Annotated in this window: 17 protein-coding genes; 11 read left to right on the forward strand and 6 right to left on the reverse strand. The window is 65.3% G+C overall.

Annotated features, from left to right (window positions below; all coding sequences use genetic code 11):
* The first annotated feature begins 123 nt into the window (after window positions 1-123).
* The 7 genes from ACXAGF_RS13665 to pth all read left to right on the forward strand — a co-directional run bounded on the left by ACXAGF_RS13665 (window position 124) and on the right by pth (window position 8040).
* Entirely contained in the window at window positions 124-1056 is a 933-nt protein-coding gene (locus tag ACXAGF_RS13665) for a ribose-phosphate pyrophosphokinase (RefSeq protein ID WP_475017852.1), read from the forward strand.
* A 194-nt stretch (window positions 1057-1250) separates the two neighbouring features.
* The gene (locus ACXAGF_RS13670; RefSeq protein ID WP_475017854.1) at window positions 1251-1829 is read left to right on the forward strand and encodes a Kazal-type serine protease inhibitor domain-containing protein; all 579 of its coding nucleotides are present in this window, start codon (window positions 1251-1253) and stop codon (window positions 1827-1829) included.
* 80 nt (window positions 1830-1909) lie between these two features.
* On the forward strand, window positions 1910-3097 hold the full coding sequence (locus ACXAGF_RS13675) for a benzoate/H(+) symporter BenE family transporter (protein ID WP_475017856.1): 1188 nt from the start codon (window positions 1910-1912) through the stop codon (window positions 3095-3097).
* A gap of 188 nt (window positions 3098-3285) precedes the next feature.
* Window positions 3286-3903 (forward strand): 50S ribosomal protein L25/general stress protein Ctc, encoded by a 618-nt coding sequence (locus ACXAGF_RS13680; protein ID WP_475017858.1) that lies wholly within the window; start codon window positions 3286-3288, stop codon window positions 3901-3903.
* Between the two features lie 186 nt (window positions 3904-4089).
* Window positions 4090-6483 carry a putative bifunctional diguanylate cyclase/phosphodiesterase gene (locus tag ACXAGF_RS13685; protein WP_475019295.1) on the forward strand — a complete coding sequence of 798 codons (2394 nt, stop codon included), beginning with the start codon at window positions 4090-4092 and terminating at the stop codon, window positions 6481-6483.
* 7 nt (window positions 6484-6490) lie between these two features.
* Entirely contained in the window at window positions 6491-7237 is a 747-nt protein-coding gene (locus ACXAGF_RS13690) for a substrate-binding periplasmic protein (protein WP_475017860.1), read from the forward strand.
* A gap of 89 nt (window positions 7238-7326) precedes the next feature.
* Window positions 7327-8040, forward strand: a complete 714-nt coding sequence (gene pth, locus ACXAGF_RS13695) for an aminoacyl-tRNA hydrolase (protein WP_475017862.1) — start codon at window positions 7327-7329, stop codon at window positions 8038-8040.
* Window positions 8041-8107: 67 nt separating this feature from the next.
* Here pth and clpS read toward each other — a convergent pair whose 3' ends face one another.
* Window positions 8108-8419, reverse strand: a complete 312-nt coding sequence (clpS, locus tag ACXAGF_RS13700) for an ATP-dependent Clp protease adapter ClpS (protein ID WP_475017863.1) — start codon at window positions 8417-8419, stop codon at window positions 8108-8110.
* A 179-nt stretch (window positions 8420-8598) separates the two neighbouring features.
* Between clpS and ychF the strand changes: the two genes are divergently transcribed.
* The 3 genes from ychF to ACXAGF_RS13715 are packed head-to-tail and all read left to right on the forward strand — an operon-like array spanning window position 8599 to window position 10655.
* Window positions 8599-9702: a redox-regulated ATPase YchF gene (gene ychF, locus ACXAGF_RS13705; RefSeq protein ID WP_475017864.1), complete on the forward strand. Its 1104-nt coding sequence runs from the start codon at window positions 8599-8601 to the stop codon at window positions 9700-9702.
* A gap of 25 nt (window positions 9703-9727) precedes the next feature.
* Complete coding sequence (locus ACXAGF_RS13710; protein WP_475017866.1) at window positions 9728-10201, forward strand: MaoC family dehydratase; 474 nt, start codon at window positions 9728-9730, stop codon at window positions 10199-10201.
* Window positions 10188-10655, forward strand: coding sequence for a MaoC family dehydratase (locus ACXAGF_RS13715; protein ID WP_475017868.1), 468 nt, complete (start codon window positions 10188-10190; stop codon window positions 10653-10655). The genes ACXAGF_RS13710 and ACXAGF_RS13715 overlap by 14 nt, the downstream gene beginning before the upstream one ends.
* 121 nt (window positions 10656-10776) lie before the next feature.
* On the opposite strand, the gene ACXAGF_RS13720 is transcribed toward ACXAGF_RS13715, so the two are convergent.
* The 5 genes from ACXAGF_RS13720 to ACXAGF_RS13740 all read right to left on the reverse strand — a co-directional run bounded on the left by ACXAGF_RS13720 (window position 10777) and on the right by ACXAGF_RS13740 (window position 16337).
* Window positions 10777-11322: an adenine phosphoribosyltransferase gene (locus ACXAGF_RS13720; RefSeq protein ID WP_475017870.1), complete on the reverse strand. Its 546-nt coding sequence runs from the start codon at window positions 11320-11322 to the stop codon at window positions 10777-10779.
* Between the two features lie 124 nt (window positions 11323-11446).
* A complete protein-coding gene (locus ACXAGF_RS13725) occupies window positions 11447-12322 on the reverse strand; it encodes a cytochrome c1 (RefSeq protein ID WP_475017871.1) in 876 nt (291 codons plus the stop codon).
* Between the two features lie 28 nt (window positions 12323-12350).
* Entirely contained in the window at window positions 12351-13625 is a 1275-nt protein-coding gene (locus tag ACXAGF_RS13730) for a cytochrome b (RefSeq protein ID WP_475017873.1), read from the reverse strand.
* Between the two features lie 14 nt (window positions 13626-13639).
* Window positions 13640-14218, reverse strand: coding sequence for a ubiquinol-cytochrome c reductase iron-sulfur subunit (gene petA / locus ACXAGF_RS13735; protein ID WP_475017875.1), 579 nt, complete (start codon window positions 14216-14218; stop codon window positions 13640-13642).
* Window positions 14219-14468: 250 nt separating this feature from the next.
* Complete coding sequence (locus tag ACXAGF_RS13740) at window positions 14469-16337, reverse strand: ABC transporter ATP-binding protein (protein ID WP_475019296.1); 1869 nt, start codon at window positions 16335-16337, stop codon at window positions 14469-14471.
* Between the two features lie 261 nt (window positions 16338-16598).
* Here ACXAGF_RS13740 and mcpU point away from each other — a divergent pair, with 261 nt between their 5' ends.
* Window positions 16599-18686 (forward strand): methyl-accepting chemotaxis protein McpU, encoded by a 2088-nt coding sequence (gene mcpU, locus ACXAGF_RS13745; RefSeq protein ID WP_475017877.1) that lies wholly within the window; start codon window positions 16599-16601, stop codon window positions 18684-18686.
* The last annotated feature ends 2 nt before the right edge of the window (window positions 18687-18688 follow it).

An 18688-nucleotide genomic window follows, 5' to 3' on the forward strand; every position in this document is an offset into this window, starting at 1 on the left:
TGCTGCGCATTGCGGCGGCGAAAGATTGGAAAACCGTGCGGCACTGGTCTTGCATTCACGCCGAGGAACGCTAAAAGGCAGCGCATCAGCAATCTCGTAGGCCATCAGACAGGCGGACCATAGATGAAGGTTTTCGCGGGCAACTCGAACCGGCTGCTGGCCGAAGCGATCTGCAACTATCTCAATGTTCCCCTCGGTCGGGCAAGCGTGCGCCGCTTCGCAGACCAGGAAATCTTCGTCGAAATTCAGGAGAACGTGCGCGGCGAGGACGTATTCGTGGTCCAGTCGACCTCGTTCCCGACCAACGACCACCTGATGGAACTGCTGATCATGACCGATGCGATGCGGCGCTCCTCCGCCAAGCGCATCACCGCCGTGATCCCCTATTTCGGCTATGCCCGCCAGGACCGCAAGCCGGGCCCGCGCACGCCGATCTCCGCCAAGCTCGTCGCCAACCTGATCACCGAGGCCGGCGCGGACCGGGTTCTCACCCTCGATCTGCACGCCGGCCAGATCCAAGGCTTCTTCGACATCCCGACCGACAACCTTTACGCCGTACCGATCCTGGCGCGCGACGTGAAGGAGAACTACGACCTGAAGAACGTCATGGTCGTCTCCCCCGACGTCGGCGGCGTCGTACGTGCCCGCGCGCTCGCCAAGCGGCTCGACTGTCTGCTGGCCATTGTCGACAAGCGCCGCGACCGTCCGGGTGAATCCGAAGTCATGAACGTCATCGGCGACGTCGCCGGCAAGGACTGCCTGCTGATCGACGACATCGTCGATTCCGGCGGCACGCTCTGCAACGCCGCCGAGGCCCTGCTGAAGCACGGCGCCACCAGCGTCACCGCCTACATCACCCACGGCGTGCTCTCCGGCGGCGCCGTCGCACGTGTGACCTCCTCGAAGCTGAAGGAGCTGGTGATCACCGACTCGATCCAGCCGACGACGGCGGTCCAGTCGGCGCACAACATCCGCGTCATCACGACGGCGAGCCTGCTCGGCGAGGCCATCAACCGGACCGCCGCCGAAGAATCCGTCTCCAGCCTGTTCGACTGAACGTTCGCCGCGCACGGTCGAGGACGGGCCCTCCCCTGTCCGTCCTGAACGGCGAGGAACGTGGGAACCGATAACCGTCAACGACGTTGATCCTGGCGCGAGCGCGGCCAACCGCGAACGCGCAGCCATCGCCTGCCGGTTCCCGGGCGCGAACCAGGCGACACCGCAACAGTTCGAAGGAAAGAACGAGGGCAATGAGGCAGTACATTCCAGGTCTGGCAGCAGGGCTTTTGTCATTCGTCCGCCGGGCGCGATACGGCGCCGTCCTCCTGCTCCTTCCGGTGATCGCGGCCTGTACTGTCGAAACCTCTCCCGGTTACGGGGACGGCGGGCGCCCGCTGCCGCCGCGGCCGCAGATGTGCACGATGGAGTATGCCCCTGTCTGCGCCGAGCGCGGCGGTGCGCGGCAGACCTTCCCGAACGCCTGCGAGGCGCGCACCCGCGGCTACCGTGTCGTCGATCGCGGCGAATGCCGGCGCGCACCGCCGCCACCGCCGCCGGTGCGCGCCTGCACCCGCGAATACGCCCCCGTCTGCGGCGAGCGCCGCGGCCGGCTGCAGACCTTCGCCAACGCTTGCGAGGCCGATCGCGACGGCTTCCGCGTCGTCGGGCGCGGCGAATGTCGGCGCGATCCCGAACCGGATCGACTCTGCACGATGGAATACGCGCCGGTCTGCGCCAGACGCGGCAGCACGATGCGGACCTTCCCCAACGCCTGCGAGGCCCGCACAGCACGCTTCCGCGTCGTTGCCCCCGGAGAATGCCGGCGATAGACCCGGGCGAAGGCCGGTCGCCTTTTGCCTTGGTTCCACCTGTGCTAGAGCGGCTTTCCATTCAGGGATCCCGTTCCGACATGCTTCGCGACTTCTCCGCCCAAGCGCTCTTCATGGGCCTGCTTACCGCTTTCGTCGGCTTCGCAAGTTCCTTCGCGGTTGTACTGCAGGGCCTGACGGGCGTGGGGGCCACCGAAGCGCAGGCCGCCTCCGGCTTGATGGCGCTGTCGGTCTCGATGGGGCTGTGCGCGATCGTGCTCAGCGTCTGGACGCGGTTGCCCGTGTCGATCGCCTGGTCGACGCCCGGCGCCGCCCTGCTTGCCAGTTCCGGCAGCGTGGAGGGCGGCTTCAATGCCGCGGTCGGCAGCTTTCTGGTCTGCGCCGCACTGATCGTCATTGCGGGCCTGTGGAAGCCGCTCGGCCGGTTGGTCGCGGCCATTCCGGCGACGCTTGCCAACGCGATGCTGGCCGGCGTGCTGATCGGCCTTTGCTTCGCGCCGGTGAAGGCGATCGCCTTCAATCCCCTGTTCGGCCTGCCGATCATGGCCGCCTGGGTCGTCGGCGGCGCGATCAGCCGGCTGTTTGCGGTCCCGGCGGCCCTGGTCGCCTTCGTGCTGGTGCTCTTCTTCGGCATCGACATGCCCGACGGCGCGATCGCAACGGTCGCCGACGACCTGCTGCCGCGGCTGGAACTGATCGTCCCGGTCGTCAACCTCGCCGGCTTCGTCAGCATCGCTCTGCCGCTGTTCGTCGTCACCATGGCCTCGCAGAACATCCCCGGCATCGCGGTCCTGAAGGTCAACGACTATGAGCCGGCGCCCGGCCCGCTGTTCGCCGTCACCGGCCTGTTCTCGCTGCTGAGCGCCCCCTTCGGCGGGCACGCGGTCAATCTCGCCGCCATCACCGCGGCGATGTGCGCCGGCGCGGACGCCCATCCCGACCCGAAGCGGCGCTATTGGGCCGCAGTCAATGCCGGCATCTTCTACGTGATCTTCGGTCTTCTGGCCGGTGTGGTCACCGCCTTCGTCAGCCTCGCGCCGCCGATCCTTATCCAGGCCGTCGCCGGCCTTGCGCTGATCAGCGCCTTCGCAGGTTCGGCCATGAGCGCGTTCAAGGAGCCGGGGACGCGCGAGGCCGCGGCGCTGACCTTCCTGACCACCGCCTCCGGCGTCAGCTTCGGCGGCATCTCCGGGGCCTTCTGGGGACTGGTGGCCGGCGGCCTGATGATGGGGCTGGGCCGCGCCCTCGCCGACCGCAAGGCGAGGTAGCTGCAGCTGGCGGCAGAAATGCCTGCCCGCCCTTGCATTTGCAAGCATTCTCGGCTATGCGACCGGCGTCCGCGTAGACACCCTTGGAGGCAACGTGGATGAGGTTTCCACAAATCTCAAGTTTCGTACGGTCGGGGCCAATGCCGCCGCCGGCGGAACTCTCCAGTAACACTTGAAAGGTCAATGCTATGAGCCACGCAACTTACGAGCTCAAGGCCGAGACGCGCGAACGGGTTGGTAAGGGGTCCTCCCGTGAACTTCGCCGCAACGGTCTTATCCCGGCTGTCATATACGGTGACAAGAAGGAACCGATTTCGATCGCCCTGTCGACGAAGGAAGTCACCCAGCGCATCCACGCTGGCGGCTTCATGACCACGATCGCCACGATCGACGTCAACGGCGAGAAGATCCGCGTCCTGCCGAAGGACTACCAGCTGGATCCCGTCCGCGACTTCACCATGCATGTCGACTTCCTGCGCGTGTCGGGCAACACCCGCGTCACCGTCCAGGTTCCGGTTCACTTCATCAACGACGAGAAGGCTCCGGGCATCAAGATGGGCGGCATGCTGAACATCGTGCGCCACGACGTCGAACTGTACTGCCCGGCCAGCGACATTCCGGAAGCCATCACGGTCGACCTCGAAGGCCTGAAGATCGGCGACAGCATCCACATCTCGCACATCAAGCTGCCGAAGGGCACCAGCCCGGTCATCGCCGACCGCGACTTTACCGTCGCGACGATTGTCGGTACGGGCGGCAAGCAGGAAGAGGCCGAAGAGCAGGCCGCAGAGGAAGCCTCCGAATAACGCTTCGGAAATTGTTTACCTCGTTGAACCCGCCCCCGGCAACGGAGGCGGGTTTTTTGCGCCCTCGCGCCCCACTTCAACAACATTTAAGAAATTGGTGAAACGCTGGCCGTCGCGATTAGGCGGGCGGAAACGAAGGCACATGCCGGAAGTCAAGGGGCAGACTGCGGGGAACGCGGCATGAGGATGCACTCGGTCGAAAACCGGTTCATCGCGATCGTCTGTGGCGCGCTGCTGGTGTTCGTGGCGCCGCTGTTTCTCCTGTTCCTTGTCCTGTCCTCCGATCGCGTGGCACGCGAGCGACTGCAGCACACCGAAGTGCTGGTGCAGGCCAACGCCCAGGCGCTCGGCAAGCCGATCTGGGACTTCGACCGCGAGAGCATCGACCAGATCGTCGAGACGCTGAAGGCCAGCGCCAACATCAACTACGTCCACGTTCGCGACAGTTCGGGACTGATCGACATTCACGAGCCGGAGGCGAGGCCCGATCCCGGCGACGTGCAGTCTGTCGTGACCACCGACATTCTTCATCGCTCGGGCGAAGGCATCCGCAAGGTCGGCACCGCGGAGATCTCGATTGCCAAGGAAGGGCCGTTCTCGCGGTTCTCCAAGGACGAACTGGCGATCTTCGCGATCTTCCTCTTCGCCGTCGGGACGCTCTTCACCGCCGCGGTCATCGGCAACCGCATCACCGTCATGCGCCCGCTGATGCGCCTGACCGCCGCGATCGAGGCGACCCGCCGCCTCGGTTCGCGCCACCACGTCGACTGGGTCTCGGACGACGAGATGGGCCATCTCGCACAGAACTTCAACGAGATGCAGACGCGGCTGGAGGAAGAGGAAAACGAACTGAAGCTGGCGCATGCGCGCACGACCGAGATCTACAACAAGACGCCGGCCATGCTCTTTTCGATCGACCACGAAAACTGCATCACGGCGGTCAGCGACTATTGGCTGGAGGCCACCGGCTACAGCCGGGATGCGGTGATCGGCCAGAGCTTCACCGAATTCGTCGACGCCGCCGATCACCTGATCTACCGCGACCGGCGCCTGGCCGGGGCGAACGGTTCCGGCATCTGCGAGGTGACCGTCCGCTTCCACCGCGCCGATGGGACGATCATGGATGTGCTCGTGCTCGAAACCAGCCTTGCCGCCGGCGCGGCCGGATGCGAATCGACATTGTCCGTGATGACGGACGTGACCGATCTGAAGGAAGCCGAGAACCGGAACCTCCGCCAGGCCATCACCGACCACCTGACCGGGCTCCTAAATCGCCAGGGCTTCGAGTCGGTGCTCAGCGAACTCATCCGAAAGGCCGAGTCGGAGAGCCAGAGGCTCGCCTGCCTGTTTCTCGACCTCGACCGCTTCAAGTGGATCAACGACAATCTCGGCCATGCCGTCGGCGACGAGGTGCTGTGCCAGGTCGCGTCCCGGCTGCGCGCTCAGTTGCGCTTCAACGACATGGTGGCAAGGCTCGGCGGCGACGAGTTTGCCATCCTCCTCATCTCCCCCGACGCGAAGCAACTGGCGATGGACGTGAGCGACCGCCTGTGCGCGGCGCTGAAGGAACCGATCATCATCAACGGCAGCCGCCTGAACATCAGCGCCAGCATCGGGGTAGCCGTCTATCCGGACCATGCCGCGAACGCCGCCGATCTGCTGCAGAAGTCCGACATGGCCATGTACGAGCGCAAGCGCAGCGGCAAGAACGGCACGCAGTTGTTCCACGAGAACATCGTCGACATTGCCCGCAACCGCCTCGACATCGAACGGTCCATCGAGCAGGGCCTGCGCAAGGGATGGTTCGACGCCTATCTCCAGCCGATCGTCAGGCTGGGCGATGGCCAGGTCGCAGGCTTCGAGGCGTTGATGCGCCTCTGCCATCCGCAGAAGGGCGTGATTGCGCCGGCCGACATCATCAGCGTCGCCGAGGAGAATGGTGCGATCGGCAGGATCGGCGACGTCATTCTGGAAAAATCGGTCCGCAACCTTGCCGCCATCTCCACGGCGGACGGGCTTTCGGAAAGCTATCTGGCCGTCAACTTCTCGCCGCTGCAGTTCAACGCCGCCTTGCCGAGCAAGCTTGCGGCCCTGCTGCTGGAGACCGGCGTCAGCCCCTCTCGCATCGTCGTGGAGATCACCGAGGCGGTTCTGATGCTGGACAACCCGGTGATCCGCGAGGTGCTCGACGCACTCAGCGAACTGGGATGCCGCATCGCCCTTGACGATTTTGGGACCGGGTACTCGTCCTTGAGCTATCTCAACCGTTTCCCGGTCGACATCATCAAGATCGACCAGTCCTTCGTCCGCTCGCTTGGAAGCGACCAGCCCGACGTCTGCAGCAAGAGCCGGACGCTGGTCGAGGGCATCAGGATGATCGCGCATCAGATGGGTTGCGTCGTGGTCGCCGAGGGAATCGAGACCGACGTCCAGCGCCGGGCGCTCGGCGACATGGGCGTCGATCTGGGTCAGGGCTTCCTGTTCAGCGAACCGCTGCCGTTTGCGGTCCTGGTCCAGGGACTGGACGGCCTTGCCGACCGGACACAGCCGACAACTGCGGAACGCCAGTGGGGGAAATGAAATGGGAATGACGAGGATGAAGTTGTGTGCCGGCGCGTTCGCGGTTGCCGCGCTCTTGATGCAGCCAGTGCGCGCTGCCGACATCACCTTCGTCACCGAGGAATATGCACCTTTCAACTATTCCGAGAACGGCGAGATCAAGGGTATCGCCGTCGAACAGGTCCGACAGATCGCCAGCGCGGCTGGGCTCGACCACACGATCCAGATCATGCCCTGGGCGCGCGCTATCGCGCTGGCCGAGCACCAATCCGGTCACTGCGTCTTCACAACCGGTCACAACCAGGAACGCCACCACAAGTTCCATTGGGTTGAGCCACTGCTGAAGGATCAGATGATCTTGGTGAAGCGCAAGGGTGACGATCTCGCTGTCACGACACTCGAGCAGGCGCGCGGCTTGCGGGTCGGCGCGCAGCGCGGCGATTTCGCGGTGGAGGCGCTGAAGGCGCGCGGCTTCACCGAGATCGACCTCGCGGCCGACCTGGCCCTGACGCTCGGCAAGCTCAAGACCGGTCGCATCGACCTGATGCCGACATCCGTCAAGACCTTCGAGAAGCTGATCCAGAGCGGCGAGCCGGTCGAACGGGCCATGGTCCTGGACGGCCAGATCTACGGCATTGCCTGCAACCTTGATCTGCCCGAAGCGACGGTCACGGCGTTGCAGCAGGCGCTGAACGAGCTCATCACCTCCGGCGGTCAGGACGAGATCTTCGCCGCCTACGGCCTGCCCCCGAACACGCGCACGGCGGCGCGCTGACCCGCCCGTCGGGCAAAGAGGGTTGACATTGAGCGCGATTGGCTGTGGGAGACACTGAGAGACTCAAGAGCCATTCGCGAGCGCGTCCCATGATGATCATCGCCGGCCTCGGCAACCCCGGCCCGAAATATGCCGCCAACCGCCACAACATCGGGTTCATGGCCGTGGATGCCATCCACCGCAAGCACCCGTTCTCGCCTTGGTACAAGAAGTTCAAGGGCGAGATCTCCGAGGGTGAGCTTGCTGGCCAGAAGGTGCTGCTGATCAAGCCGCAGACCTTCATGAACCTTTCCGGCGAAAGCGCCGGCGAAGCCATGCGCTTCTTCAAGCTTGCGCCGAAGGACATCGTCGCCATCTACGACGAACTCGACCTCGATCCCGGCAAGGCACGGATCAAGACCGGCGGCGGTCATGGCGGCCACAACGGCATCAAGTCGCTCGACGCCCATTGCGGCAAGGACTACCGGCGCCTGCGCCTCGGTATCGGCCATCCTGGCGTCAAGGAGCTGGTCACCAACCACGTGCTCGGCGACTTCGCCAAGGCGGACCGTGCCTGGCTCGACCCGCTGCTCGACGAGCTTGCCATCAATGCCGGCATGCTGGTGCGCGGCGAGGATTCGCAGTTGATGAACAAGCTGGCCCTGGCGGTCGGCGGCACGGCGGAGGAAAAGCCGAAGAACCAGCCGAAGCCCGGCGGCCAGTCGCACATCCGGCAGGCCCGCAACCACGCCCAGCCCAAGCCACTGCCGGCCACCGGACCGATGGCGGAGATGCTGAAGAAGCTTCTCGGCAAGCCGGAGTAGCGCCGGACCTGGCGGTTCAGGTCCTTCGACCCTCCAAGCGATCCGGCAGACCGGGGCGAGCGAACCGCTATTCTTCCGGCTCCGTGGTGAACAGCAGCGGAAACCCTGCCTCCTTGGCGAGTTCGGTCGCCTCCGTGGCCTTGGTCTCGGCGAGATCGCGCGCGCAGACGACAACCACGCAGCTCCCCATCTTGTGCGCTGTCATCATGACGCGATAGCCGGTCTCCTCCGACATGCGGAACACCGCACGCAGCACGAGGATCACGAACTCGCGCGGCGTATAGTCGTCGTTGACCAGCATGACCTTGTAAAGCCGAGGGCGTTGCAATTTCGGCTTCGTGGCCGTCTTCGGCGTGAGCGCCACATCCTTGTTGCTCATCGGAGAGACCTCCCCTGATGATCGGCCGAACGCGGCCGGCCGGAGCATTTTGCAATGCAAGGCCGCCCCCATCAAGTGCCGTGCCCGAATTGCCGCGAATTGCGCCGGGCCCTTGACCAGCCCCCGCCCTTCCCCCATAGCGAGGGCAACTTTTTCCAGACACGGACGGACCAGGTTCCATGGGTTTCAAATGCGGTATCGTCGGGTTGCCGAATGTCGGCAAGTCCACCCTGTTCAACGCGCTGACCAAGACGGCCGCGGCGCAGGCCGCCAACTATCCCTTCTGCACGATCGAGCCGAACACCGGCGAAGTGGCGGTGCCCGATCCGCGCATGAAGGCGCTCGCCGGCATCGCCGGATCGAAGGAAATCATCCCGACGCGCATCTCCTTCGTCGACATCGCCGGCCTCGTGCGCGGCGCCTCGAAGGGTGAAGGCCTCGGCAACAAGTTCCTCGCCAATATCCGCGAAGTCGATGCCGTCGTGCATGTGCTGCGCTGCTTCGAGGATGACGACATCACCCATGTCGAGGGCAAGATCGATCCGGTCGGCGATGCCGACACGATCGAAACCGAGCTGATGCTCGCCGACCTCGAGAGCCTCGAGCGCCGCGTCGAGCAGGCCCGCAAGCGCGCCGCCTCCAAGGACAAGGAGGCGCTCGCCCAGCTGCCGGTCATGGAAGCCGTCATCAAGCTCCTGAACGAGGGCAAGCCGGCCCGCATCCTTCTGAAGACGCTTGCCAGCGACGAGATCGAAGTCCTGAAGGGGCTGAACCTCCTGACATCGCATCCGGTGCTTTATGTGTGCAACGTCGCGGAAGGCGACGCAGTCGACGGCAATGCCCACACCAAGGCCGTCGCCGAAATGGCGCTGGCCCAGGGTGCGGAATGCGTCATCATCTCCGCTGCGATCGAGTCCGAGGTTGCCCAGTTGCCGGAAGAAGAAGCGACCGAATTCCTCTCGGCCCTCGGCCTTGAGGAAGCGGGGCTCGACCGGCTGATCCGCGCCGGCTACCACCTGCTCGACCTGATCACCTATTTCACCGTCGGCCCGAAGGAAACCCGCGCCTGGACCATCGTGCGCGGCACCAAGGCGCCGCAGGCGGCCGGCGTCATCCATACCGATTTCGAGCGCGGCTTCATCCGCGCCTTCACCATCGGCTACGACGACTACATTGCCTTCAAGGGCGAAGTTGGTGCCAAGGAAGCCGGCAAGGGCCGCGACGAGGGCAAGGAATACGTTGTCCAGGACGGCGACGTCATCCACTTCCGCTTCAACACGTAAGGCTGCGACCCAAAGGGGAGAGTGCATGGTTCAGCTCGTGTTCGCCGATTTTCCGGTCGGCAGGCGGTTCGATTTCCCGAGCCGCACCGTCAGCGCCGCCGACATCGTCGCCTTCGCCCGCGAGTTCGACCCGCAGCCGATGCACGTCGACGAGGCGGCCGGACAGGCAAGCATTCTCGGCGGGCTTGCCGCGTCGGGCTGGCACACCAGCGCGTTGATGATGCGCATGCTGTGCGACAGCTACATCGACCGCACTGCGGCCGAGGGCTCCCCCGGCGTCGACAGCATGGAGTGGAAAAGGCCGGTGCTGGCCGGGGACACGCTGTCCGGGCACGTGACCGTCACGGAGGCGCGCCCGTCGCGCTCCCGGCCGGAGATCGGCATCGTCCGCTTCGTCGCGGAAGTGGAGAACCAGCGCGGCGAGCTGGTCGCCCGATGCGACTACGCCAACATGATCCGCGTCGACGCCGGAGAGGACCCAAGCGATGCGCATGGCTGACCTTTATCCGCTCGACAGGAAGGTTGAGCTCGGCTCCTGTCATTTCAGCGCCGACGACATTGTCCGCTTCGCCCGGCAGTTCGACCCGCAGCCCTTCCATGTCGACGCGCAGGCAGCAAAGGACTCCCTGTTCGGCGGCCTCTGTGCCTCCGGCTGGCATACCTGCGCGGGCTGGATGAAGACCTTCGTCGCCTTCTGGACCGGCGAATATCTCCGCCTGAAGCGCGCAGGCCAGGTGCCGCCGGAGCTCGGTCCATCACACGGCTTTCGCGACCTGCGTTGGATCAGGCCGGTCTTCGCCGGCGACACCGTCACCTATTCCGTGACGCTCCTGGCCTCGCGCGCCGTGGCGTCGCGCCCGGGCCGGCTGATCGACACGATCCTGTGCGAGGGCGAGAACCAGCACGGCCAGCCGGTGGTCCGCTTCGAAAGCACGGTGCTCGAATTCGTCTGAGGCGATGGCGTCGGACCAGGGTTTACGTTCTGGCGCCTGGATCAAGGCCGGGACGGGCTGGCGGGCCCTTCCGTCACGGCCCTTGCGAGGTGGAGGCGGCGTGCGCCACGTCCTGTGAGCGTCAGTGGCCTTCGTATTCGACCAGCGTGCGCACTTCGACACCGAGCGCCTCGAGCTTCCTGCGACCGCCGAGTTCCGGCAGGTCGATCACGAAGCAGGCGGCGACGATATCGGCGCCGAGCTGGCGCAGCAGCTGCACGGCGGCCACGGCCGTTCCGCCGGTGGCGATCAGGTCGTCGACGAGGATCACCTTTTCCCCTGGCGCCAATGCGTCCTTGTGCACCTCCATCTCGTCCACGCCATATTCCAGGCTGTAGGCGATGCTCACCGTCTCGCGTGGCAGCTTCCCCTTCTTGCGGATCGGGATGAAGCCGCAGGAGAGCTGGTGGGCCATGGCGCCGCCGAGGATGAAGCCGCGCGCCTCGATCCCCACCACCTGCGCAATTCCGGTGCCGGCATAGGGATGCACCAGCTCGTCGACCGCCCGTCGGAACGCCCGCGGACTGCCGAGCAGCGTCGTGATGTCGCGAAAGACGATCCCGGGCTTCGGGTAGTCCGGAATGTTGCGGATGGCGGCGATCAGTTCTTCCTGGAGGGTGGTCGGCATTGGCAGCTTCCGTTGGCGCGTCGGGCAAGGAAATGGGCAGCCGTCGCCGATTGCAAGCGACATTTTTCCTGCCCATCAAAAAAGGCGGCCGAGGGCCGCCTTCTTCGGGTCCATGCGAAGCCGATCAGTGTTCCAGCTTCGAGTAGATCGACTTCTTCGTCAGGTAGATCAGGCCGGTGAAGATCAGCAGGAACACCATGACCATGAAGCCGGTGCGCTTTCGCGCTTCAAGGTGCGGTTCCGCCGCCCACATCAGGAAGGCCGACACGTCGTGCGAGTACTGGTCGACCGTCTGCGGTGCGCCGTCGTCGTAGGTGACCTGGTCGTCGGACAGCGGCTTGGCCATGGCCAGCGCCGGCCCGTTGGCGAAATACGGGTTGTAGTGCGTGCCTTCAGCGACCTCGGCACCGGCCGGTGCCTCCTCGTAGCCGGTGAGCAGCGAGTAGATGTAGTCCGGACCGCCCTCCTGGTACTGCGTGAAGATGTCGAATACGAACTGCGGGAAGCCGCGGGTGACGCCGCGCGCCTTCGCGATCAGCGAGAAGTCCGGCGGAGCCGCGCCATTGTTGGCGGCAGCGGCAGCCTCCTCGTTCGGGAACGGCGACGGGAAGGAGTCCGACGGGATTGCCGTGCGGTTGAACATCTCGCCGTCGGCGTTCGGCCCGTCCTCGACCTCGTAGTTGGCGGCGAACGCCTTGACCTGCGCCTCGTTGTAGCCGAGGTCTTCCAGCGTGCGGAAGGCGACCAGTTCCATCGAATGACAGGCGGCGCAGACCTCGGCGTAGACCTTCAGGCCGCGCTGCAGCTGGGCCGGGTCGTATTTGCCGAACGGTCCGGCGAAGGACCAGTCCTGCTCGCGCGGCTTGTTGATCGGATAGTGCGGGGTGCCGTGCTCGGCGGCGGCCTCGCCTTCAGCGTGGTCGTCCTGGGCCGTGGCGATCGATACGCCGAGCCCGGCGACGACTGCGAGCGACAGAAGGCTTGCAAGAAGCTTTTTCATTTTCATCGGTTCCTTGTCTCGCGCGCTCTCAGGCCGTGGCCAGCTTCGCCGTTGCGGTCTTCTTTTCCAGAACCGCTTCCGTAATGGAGTTCGGAATGCGCTTCGGGGTCTCGATCAGGCCGAGGACCGGCATGATGACGAGGAAGAAACCGAAGTAGTACAGCGTGCCGAGCTGCGACAGGATGACGTAGACGCCTTCCGCCGGCTGGGCGCCCAGCCATCCGAGCATGATGGCGTTGGCGACGAACAGCCAGAAGAACAGCTTGTACCAAGGCCGGTAGACGGCCGAGCGCACCTTCGAGGTGTCGAGCCAGGGCAGGAAGAACAGGATGATGATCGAGCCGAACATCACCAGGACGCCGCCGAGCTTGGAGTCGATCGGGCCGACGTTGAAGGTGATCGCGCGCAGCATCGCGTAGAACGGCAGGTAGTACCATTCCGGAACGATGTGGGCCGGGGTCTTCAGCGGGTTGGCCGGAATGTAGTTGTCCGGGTGGCCGAGGTAGTTCGGCATGTAGAAGATGAACCAGGCGAAGACGATCAGGAAGATCGAAACTCCGAGTGCGTCCTTCATCGTCGCATAGGGCGTGAAGGCGACGGTGTCGGTCTTCGACTTGACCTCGACGCCGGTCGGGTTGGTCTGGCCGACCACGTGCAGCGCCCAGATGTGCAGGACGACAACGCCGGCGATCATGAAGGGCAGCAGGTAGTGCAGCGAGAAGAAGCGGTTCAGTGTCGGCTGATCGACGGCGAAGCCACCGAGCAGGAACTGCTGGATCCACTCGCCGACCAGCGGGAAGGCCGAGAAGAAGCCGGTGATCACGGTCGCACCCCAGAAGGACATCTGCCCCCAGGGCAGGACGTAGCCCATAAAGCCGGTTGCCATCATCAAGAGGTAGATGACCACGCCGAGGATCCAGAGGATCTCGCGCGGTGCCTTGTACGAGCCGTAGTACAGGCCGCGGGCAATGTGGAGGTAGACGGCGATAAAGAAGAACGAGGCGCCGTTGGCGTGCATGTAGCGGAGCAACCAACCGTTGTTGACGTCGCGCATGATCTTCTCGACCGAGGTGAAGGCCTCGCCGGTGCTGGCAACGTAGTGCATCGCAAGCACGACGCCGGTCAGGATCTGCGACAGCAGCATCACCGACAGCATGGCGCCGAAGGTATAGGCATAGTTCAGGTTGCGCGGCACCGGGTAGGAGACGAAGCTGTCATGAACCATGCGCGGCAGCGGCAGGCGCGAGTCGACCCACTTCTCGATGCCGGTCGTCGGCTGGTAGGTGGAATGTTCAGCACTCATAATCAGTCTTCCCCTCAACCGATCTTGATGACTGTGTCAGAAACGAACGAGAAGGTCGGCACGTGGAGGTTCTCCGGCGCCGGACCTTTGCGGATACGGCCGGCCGTATCGTAGTGCGAACCGTGGCAGGGACAGAACCAGCCACCGAAGTCACCGGCCTGGCCAAGCGGGACGCAGCCGAGATGGGTGCAGGAGCCGATCATCACGATCCAGTTTTCCTTGCCCTCGCCGGCCGAGCGATCGATGTCGGTCGCCTGCGCGTCCGCCGGCACGTTCGCGTTGCGCGCGTTCGTGTCCTTCAGCTCGGCCATCGGCACGGACTTGGCCTCTTCGACTTCCGTCTCGGTGCGGTTGCGGATGAAGACCGGCTTGCCGCGCCACTTGGCCGTCAGCGACATGCCCGGCTCGAGGCTGGAGACGTCGACCTCGATCGAGGCGAGCGCGAGCGTCGAGGCGTCCGGACGCATCTGGTCGATGAACGGCCAAGCCACCGCTGCCGCGCCGACAGCGGCGGCCATGCCCGTCGTAATGTAAAGAAAATCGCGGCGCGTGGGCTCGCCCGCGGTCCCGCTTGTTGTGTCGTGTTCGCTCACGGCCTGACCATCCTCTCACGCAAAGTCTGCGGAAACCGCATTGACCCTCTGAAACCGGGAATCCGGACACAATGCGGCCTTAGATTCCCCGCCAATCGGGCGCGTTCTAAGCTTGAAAGCAGGCTATGTCCAGTCTTGGCAGGCTCAGGTGGGCACAATGTCGCGGGAAAAGCCAGAGCTGTGATTTCGTTGCCAAAGCCGGCCCCGGCACGCTGCGTGCCGTTCCCCGGCCGGGGCGTTCCGACGTGCGCTATTCGGCCGCCTCGTCGCGGGCGAGAAAGCCGCCGGACTGGCGGGCCCACAACTCGGCATAGAGCCCGCCCCGTGCCACGAGCTCGGCATGGGTTCCCTGCTCGACGATCCGGCCCCGGTCCATGACGACGAGGCGGTCGAGCGCGGCGATGGTGGAGAGCCTATGGGCGATTGCGAGCACGGTCTTGCCCTGCATCAGCGCCTCGAGGTTCGACTGGATCACGGCCTCGACTTCGGAATCGAGCGCCGAGGTGGCCTCGTCGAGCACCAGGATCGGCGCGTCCTTCAGCATGACGCGGGCAATGGCGATCCGCTGGCGCTGCCCGCCGGAGAGCTTCACCCCGCGCTCGCCGACATGGGCGTCGTAGCCCCTGCGGCCGCGCTGATCCTCGAGCGCGCCGATGAACTCGCTTGCCTCCGCCCGGGCGGCGGCGGCGGTCACATCCGCCTGGGTCGCGTCCTCCCGGCCGAACAGGATGTTGTCGCGGACCGAGCGGTGCAGCAGGGCGGTGTCCTGGCTGACCATGCCGATGCTGGCGCGCAGCGATTCCTGCGTCACCGTGGCGATATCGGTTCCACCGACGAGGATACGGCCGCCTTCCAGGTCGTAGAAGCGCAGGAGCAGGTTGACGAGCGTCGACTTGCCCGCCCCCGACCGGCCGACGATGCCGACCTTTTCGCCCGGCCGGATCGTCAGCGACAGGTCTTCGATCACCCCCGACCGCCGGCCGTAGTGGAAACGGATGTGCTCGAAGCGGATCTCGGGCGTCGCCAGCACCAGCGGCTTGGCGTCGGGCCGGTCCACCAGGCCGATCGGTTGCGAGATCAGCTCCGCCGAGTTCTGGATCGTGCCGATGTTGCGCATGATGTTGTTCAACTGCGTCATCAGGCGGTTCAGCAGGAAGTTCAGTCGCAGCACCAGCGCCATGGTGAAGGCGACGGCGCCCGAGCTGATGATCGAGCCAAGCCAGAGATGCAGGCAGAGCACGCCCATCGTGGCGATCATGATGCCGGAGAGCAGCGCCATCGACGCCCGTACCCCGGTGAGAAAGCGGGTGAAGCGCAGGATCGTCGCCTGGTAGATCTCGAAACCATGCCGCATGTAGCCGTCGTTGACGTCGTCGCGGCCGAACAGCTTCAGGGTCTGGACGTTGGAATAGGCATCGACCATGCGACCGTTCAGCATGGAGGCGGCCTCCGCCGATTCCTTCGAATGGAAGCGTATGCGCGGCACGAAGAAGCGCGCCAGCAGCGCGAAGACCCCGATCCAGACGCAGATGACGGCGGCGAGCCGCAGGTCGAGGCGTCCGATCAGCACCAGCGTCGAGGCCGCGTAGATCGTCACGAACCAGACGCTCTCCATGAAGGAGGTGATGACGTCGCCCGTCGCCTGCCCGGCCGTCCAGACCTTGGTGACGATGCGGCCGGAGAAGTCGTTCTGGAAGAAGGAGAGCGACTGCCGCGCGACATGGGCGTAGGACTGCCATCGCACCATGTTGTAGAAGCCGGGCGTGATGACCTGCTGGTCGAACAGCGCGGTCAGGAACGTCACGCTGAAACGGACGATACCGATCAGAAGCAGAAAACCGAGAAGCTCGTAGCCGTGTGCGTCGATCAGGCCCGACCATCCGTCGGCCGGCCTGACCGTGCCGAGGATGTCGACAAGTCGGCCGACGAACCAGAAGGTTGCCGCCTCGATCGCCGCGGTCAGTCCGCCGAGGATCAGCATGGCGACGAACGGTCCGGGCGCCTGGCGCACGTAAAACCAGACAAAGCCGACCAGTCCGGCGGGCGGACGCAAGTCCTCGTTCCGCGCGAACGGCCTTATCCAGTTCTCGAAATACGAAAAGATCGTGCGCAGGACCATGGCCAAGATATAGGCCGATTCCTGAGAGCGGCAAACCGCACCTCGGCAATCGATCAGCCGGGCGGACGCCATGCGGAACCCGGGCGAGCGCATTACCATTAGTTCAGTTTCTCCTTAATTGGCTTTTAACGCGGAGCGCCTAGTGCTGAGTTCAGTCGCGGCGCCATGAGGGCGCCCCTGTGCAGCCATCGAAAACATGGCCGTCCCGACCCGCAGGCATGGCGCCCGCGGGATCGACCAACCTATCGCAGGAGCCCTTTCGTGCGTCAGCGCTTGAATTTGATGTCCAAGATCCTCTTGGCCGCGTCCCTCGTCGTCGTGGCCGCCCTCTCCGGTTTCTCGCTGTATATCGACAGCCTGCAGCGGCGCGTCATCGGCGACGCGGTCGGCCAGGAGATCGCCTCCTCCGGCCAGCAGGCCGCACAGAGCATCGCCAACTGGCTGAACGCCCGCGTCATGCTGACCGAACTGGCCGGCAATGCCGCCGCCAAGGCGGACGGCCGCGACGGCATCCTCTCGGCCTTCGACAACCCGGTGCTGATCCGCGAGTTCATGTCCACCTATGTCGGTGACGAGCAGGGCACGTTCACCAGCGTTCCGGACCAGCCGCTGCCAGCGGACTACGACCCCCGCAAGCGGCCGTGGTACCAGGACGCCGTCAAGGCCGACAAGCTGGTACTGACCGAGCCCTATGCCGATGCCTCGACCGGCGGCCTGATCATCAGCGCGGCCATGCCGGTCAAGCGTGACGGCAGGCTGTTCGGTGTCGCCGCCAGCGACTTTGCACTCGACTCGCTCGTCGCCATGATCGGATCCGTCGATCTGGGCGGCAAGGGCTCGGCCTTCCTGGTCAACCAGGCCGGCACGATCCTCGTCCATCCGCAGACCGATCTGGTGACGAAGACGCTCGCTGACGTCTTTCCGCAGGCGACCCCGAAGATCGGCAGCGAACTGACGGACACCACCTTCTCCGGCAAGTCCGTGCTGGTCAGCTTCGTCCCGGTTAAGGGGCTGCCCATCGAGGGCTGGTATCTCGGCCTGACGATGGACCGCGACCTCGCCTACGCGGCGATCGGCCAGTTCCGCCTCGCCGCCACGATCGCCACCATCATCGGCGTGTTCGCGATGATCGGCGTGCTCGCCATGGTGCTTCTGCGTTTCGTCGTGCGCCCCGTCGTCGACATGACCGGCGTCATGGGCAAGCTTGCCGGCGGTGACGTGTCGGCCGCGATCCCCGGGACCGAGCGTTCCGACGAGATCGGCCAGATGGCGGCTGCCGTCGCCGTCTTCCGCGACAACATCGTCGAGCGTGGCCGCCTCAGCCGCGAGGCCGACGAGACGCGTGCGCTCAGCGAGCGCGAACGCCGCGACCAGGAAGAGCGCAAGGCGCGCGAGGCTGAGCAATTGGCCGTCGCCGTCAACGCGCTGGCCGACGGCCTCGGCCACCTCGCCAACGGCGACCTGATCCACCGCATCGAAACCCGCTTCGAGGGCGACCTCGACCGGCTGCGCGTCGATTTCAACAGCTCCGTCGGGCGGCTCCACGACGCGCTCGCCACCGTCGGCCGCAACGCCCGTGCAATCGATGCCGGCGCGGCCGAGATCCGCGGCGCCGCCGACGACCTCGCCCGCCGCACCGAGCAGCAGGCGGCATCCGTCGAGGAGACCGCAGCGGCGCTCGAGGAAATCACCTCGACAGTACGCGACTCCGTTCGCCGGGCCGAGGAGGTCGGCTCGCTCGTCTCCACCGCCCGCAGCGGTGCTGAGAAGTCCGGCGAGGTGGTCGAGCGCGCGGTTGCCGCCATGCAGGCGATCGAGCGGTCCTCCAACGAGATCGCCAACATCATCGGCGTAATCGACGACATCGCCTTCCAGACCAACCTGCTGGCGCTCAATGCCGGCGTCGAGGCCGCCCGCGCCGGCGAGGCCGGCAAGGGCTTTGCCGTCGTCGCCCAGGAGGTCCGTGAACTCGCACAGCGCTCGGCCAATGCGGCCAAGGAGATCAAGAACCTGATCACCGCCTCGGGCAACCAGGTGCGCGACGGCGTGTCGCTGGTCAACGAGACCGGCACTGCGCTGCAGGAGATCGCCCGCCAGGTTCGCGACATCAACGAGAACATCCGCGCCATCGTCACGGCCTCGCACGAGCAGTCCAACGGCTTGCAGGAGATCAACACGGCCGTCAACACAATGGATCAGGGAACGCAGCAGAACGCGGCGATGGTCGAGGAGCAGACGGCGGCGAGCCATTCGCTCGCCTCCGAAGCCGCCGAGCTGACCGCCCTGCTCGCCCAGTTCCGCCTCGGCAGGACTGTTGCGGCCCAGGCTTCCGCACGCCGCGCGGCCTGAGA

Source organism: Mycoplana sp. ABR4_002, assembly GCF_056159645.1.

What these genes read in the sequence shown, in the direction of transcription:
- ACXAGF_RS13665 (WP_475017852.1), top strand. Translation starts at nt 124, where the DNA reads ATGAAGGTTTTCGCGGGCAACTCGAACCGGCTGCTGGCCGAAGCGATC.
- ACXAGF_RS13670 (WP_475017854.1), top strand. Translation starts at nt 1,251, where the DNA reads ATGAGGCAGTACATTCCAGGTCTGGCAGCAGGGCTTTTGTCATTCGTC.
- ACXAGF_RS13675 (WP_475017856.1), top strand. Translation starts at nt 1,910, where the DNA reads ATGCTTCGCGACTTCTCCGCCCAAGCGCTCTTCATGGGCCTGCTTACC.
- ACXAGF_RS13680 (WP_475017858.1), top strand. Translation starts at nt 3,286, where the DNA reads ATGAGCCACGCAACTTACGAGCTCAAGGCCGAGACGCGCGAACGGGTT.
- ACXAGF_RS13685 (WP_475019295.1), top strand. Translation starts at nt 4,090, where the DNA reads ATGCACTCGGTCGAAAACCGGTTCATCGCGATCGTCTGTGGCGCGCTG.
- ACXAGF_RS13690 (WP_475017860.1), top strand. Translation starts at nt 6,491, where the DNA reads ATGACGAGGATGAAGTTGTGTGCCGGCGCGTTCGCGGTTGCCGCGCTC.
- pth (WP_475017862.1), top strand. Translation starts at nt 7,327, where the DNA reads ATGATGATCATCGCCGGCCTCGGCAACCCCGGCCCGAAATATGCCGCC.
- clpS (WP_475017863.1), bottom strand. Translation starts at nt 8,419, where the DNA reads ATGAGCAACAAGGATGTGGCGCTCACGCCGAAGACGGCCACGAAGCCG.
- ychF (WP_475017864.1), top strand. Translation starts at nt 8,599, where the DNA reads ATGGGTTTCAAATGCGGTATCGTCGGGTTGCCGAATGTCGGCAAGTCC.
- ACXAGF_RS13710 (WP_475017866.1), top strand. Translation starts at nt 9,728, where the DNA reads ATGGTTCAGCTCGTGTTCGCCGATTTTCCGGTCGGCAGGCGGTTCGAT.
- ACXAGF_RS13715 (WP_475017868.1), top strand. Translation starts at nt 10,188, where the DNA reads ATGCGCATGGCTGACCTTTATCCGCTCGACAGGAAGGTTGAGCTCGGC.
- ACXAGF_RS13720 (WP_475017870.1), bottom strand. Translation starts at nt 11,322, where the DNA reads ATGCCGACCACCCTCCAGGAAGAACTGATCGCCGCCATCCGCAACATT.
- ACXAGF_RS13725 (WP_475017871.1), bottom strand. Translation starts at nt 12,322, where the DNA reads ATGAAAAAGCTTCTTGCAAGCCTTCTGTCGCTCGCAGTCGTCGCCGGG.
- ACXAGF_RS13730 (WP_475017873.1), bottom strand. Translation starts at nt 13,625, where the DNA reads ATGAGTGCTGAACATTCCACCTACCAGCCGACGACCGGCATCGAGAAG.
- ACXAGF_RS13740 (WP_475019296.1), bottom strand. Translation starts at nt 16,337, where the DNA reads ATGGTCCTGCGCACGATCTTTTCGTATTTCGAGAACTGGATAAGGCCG.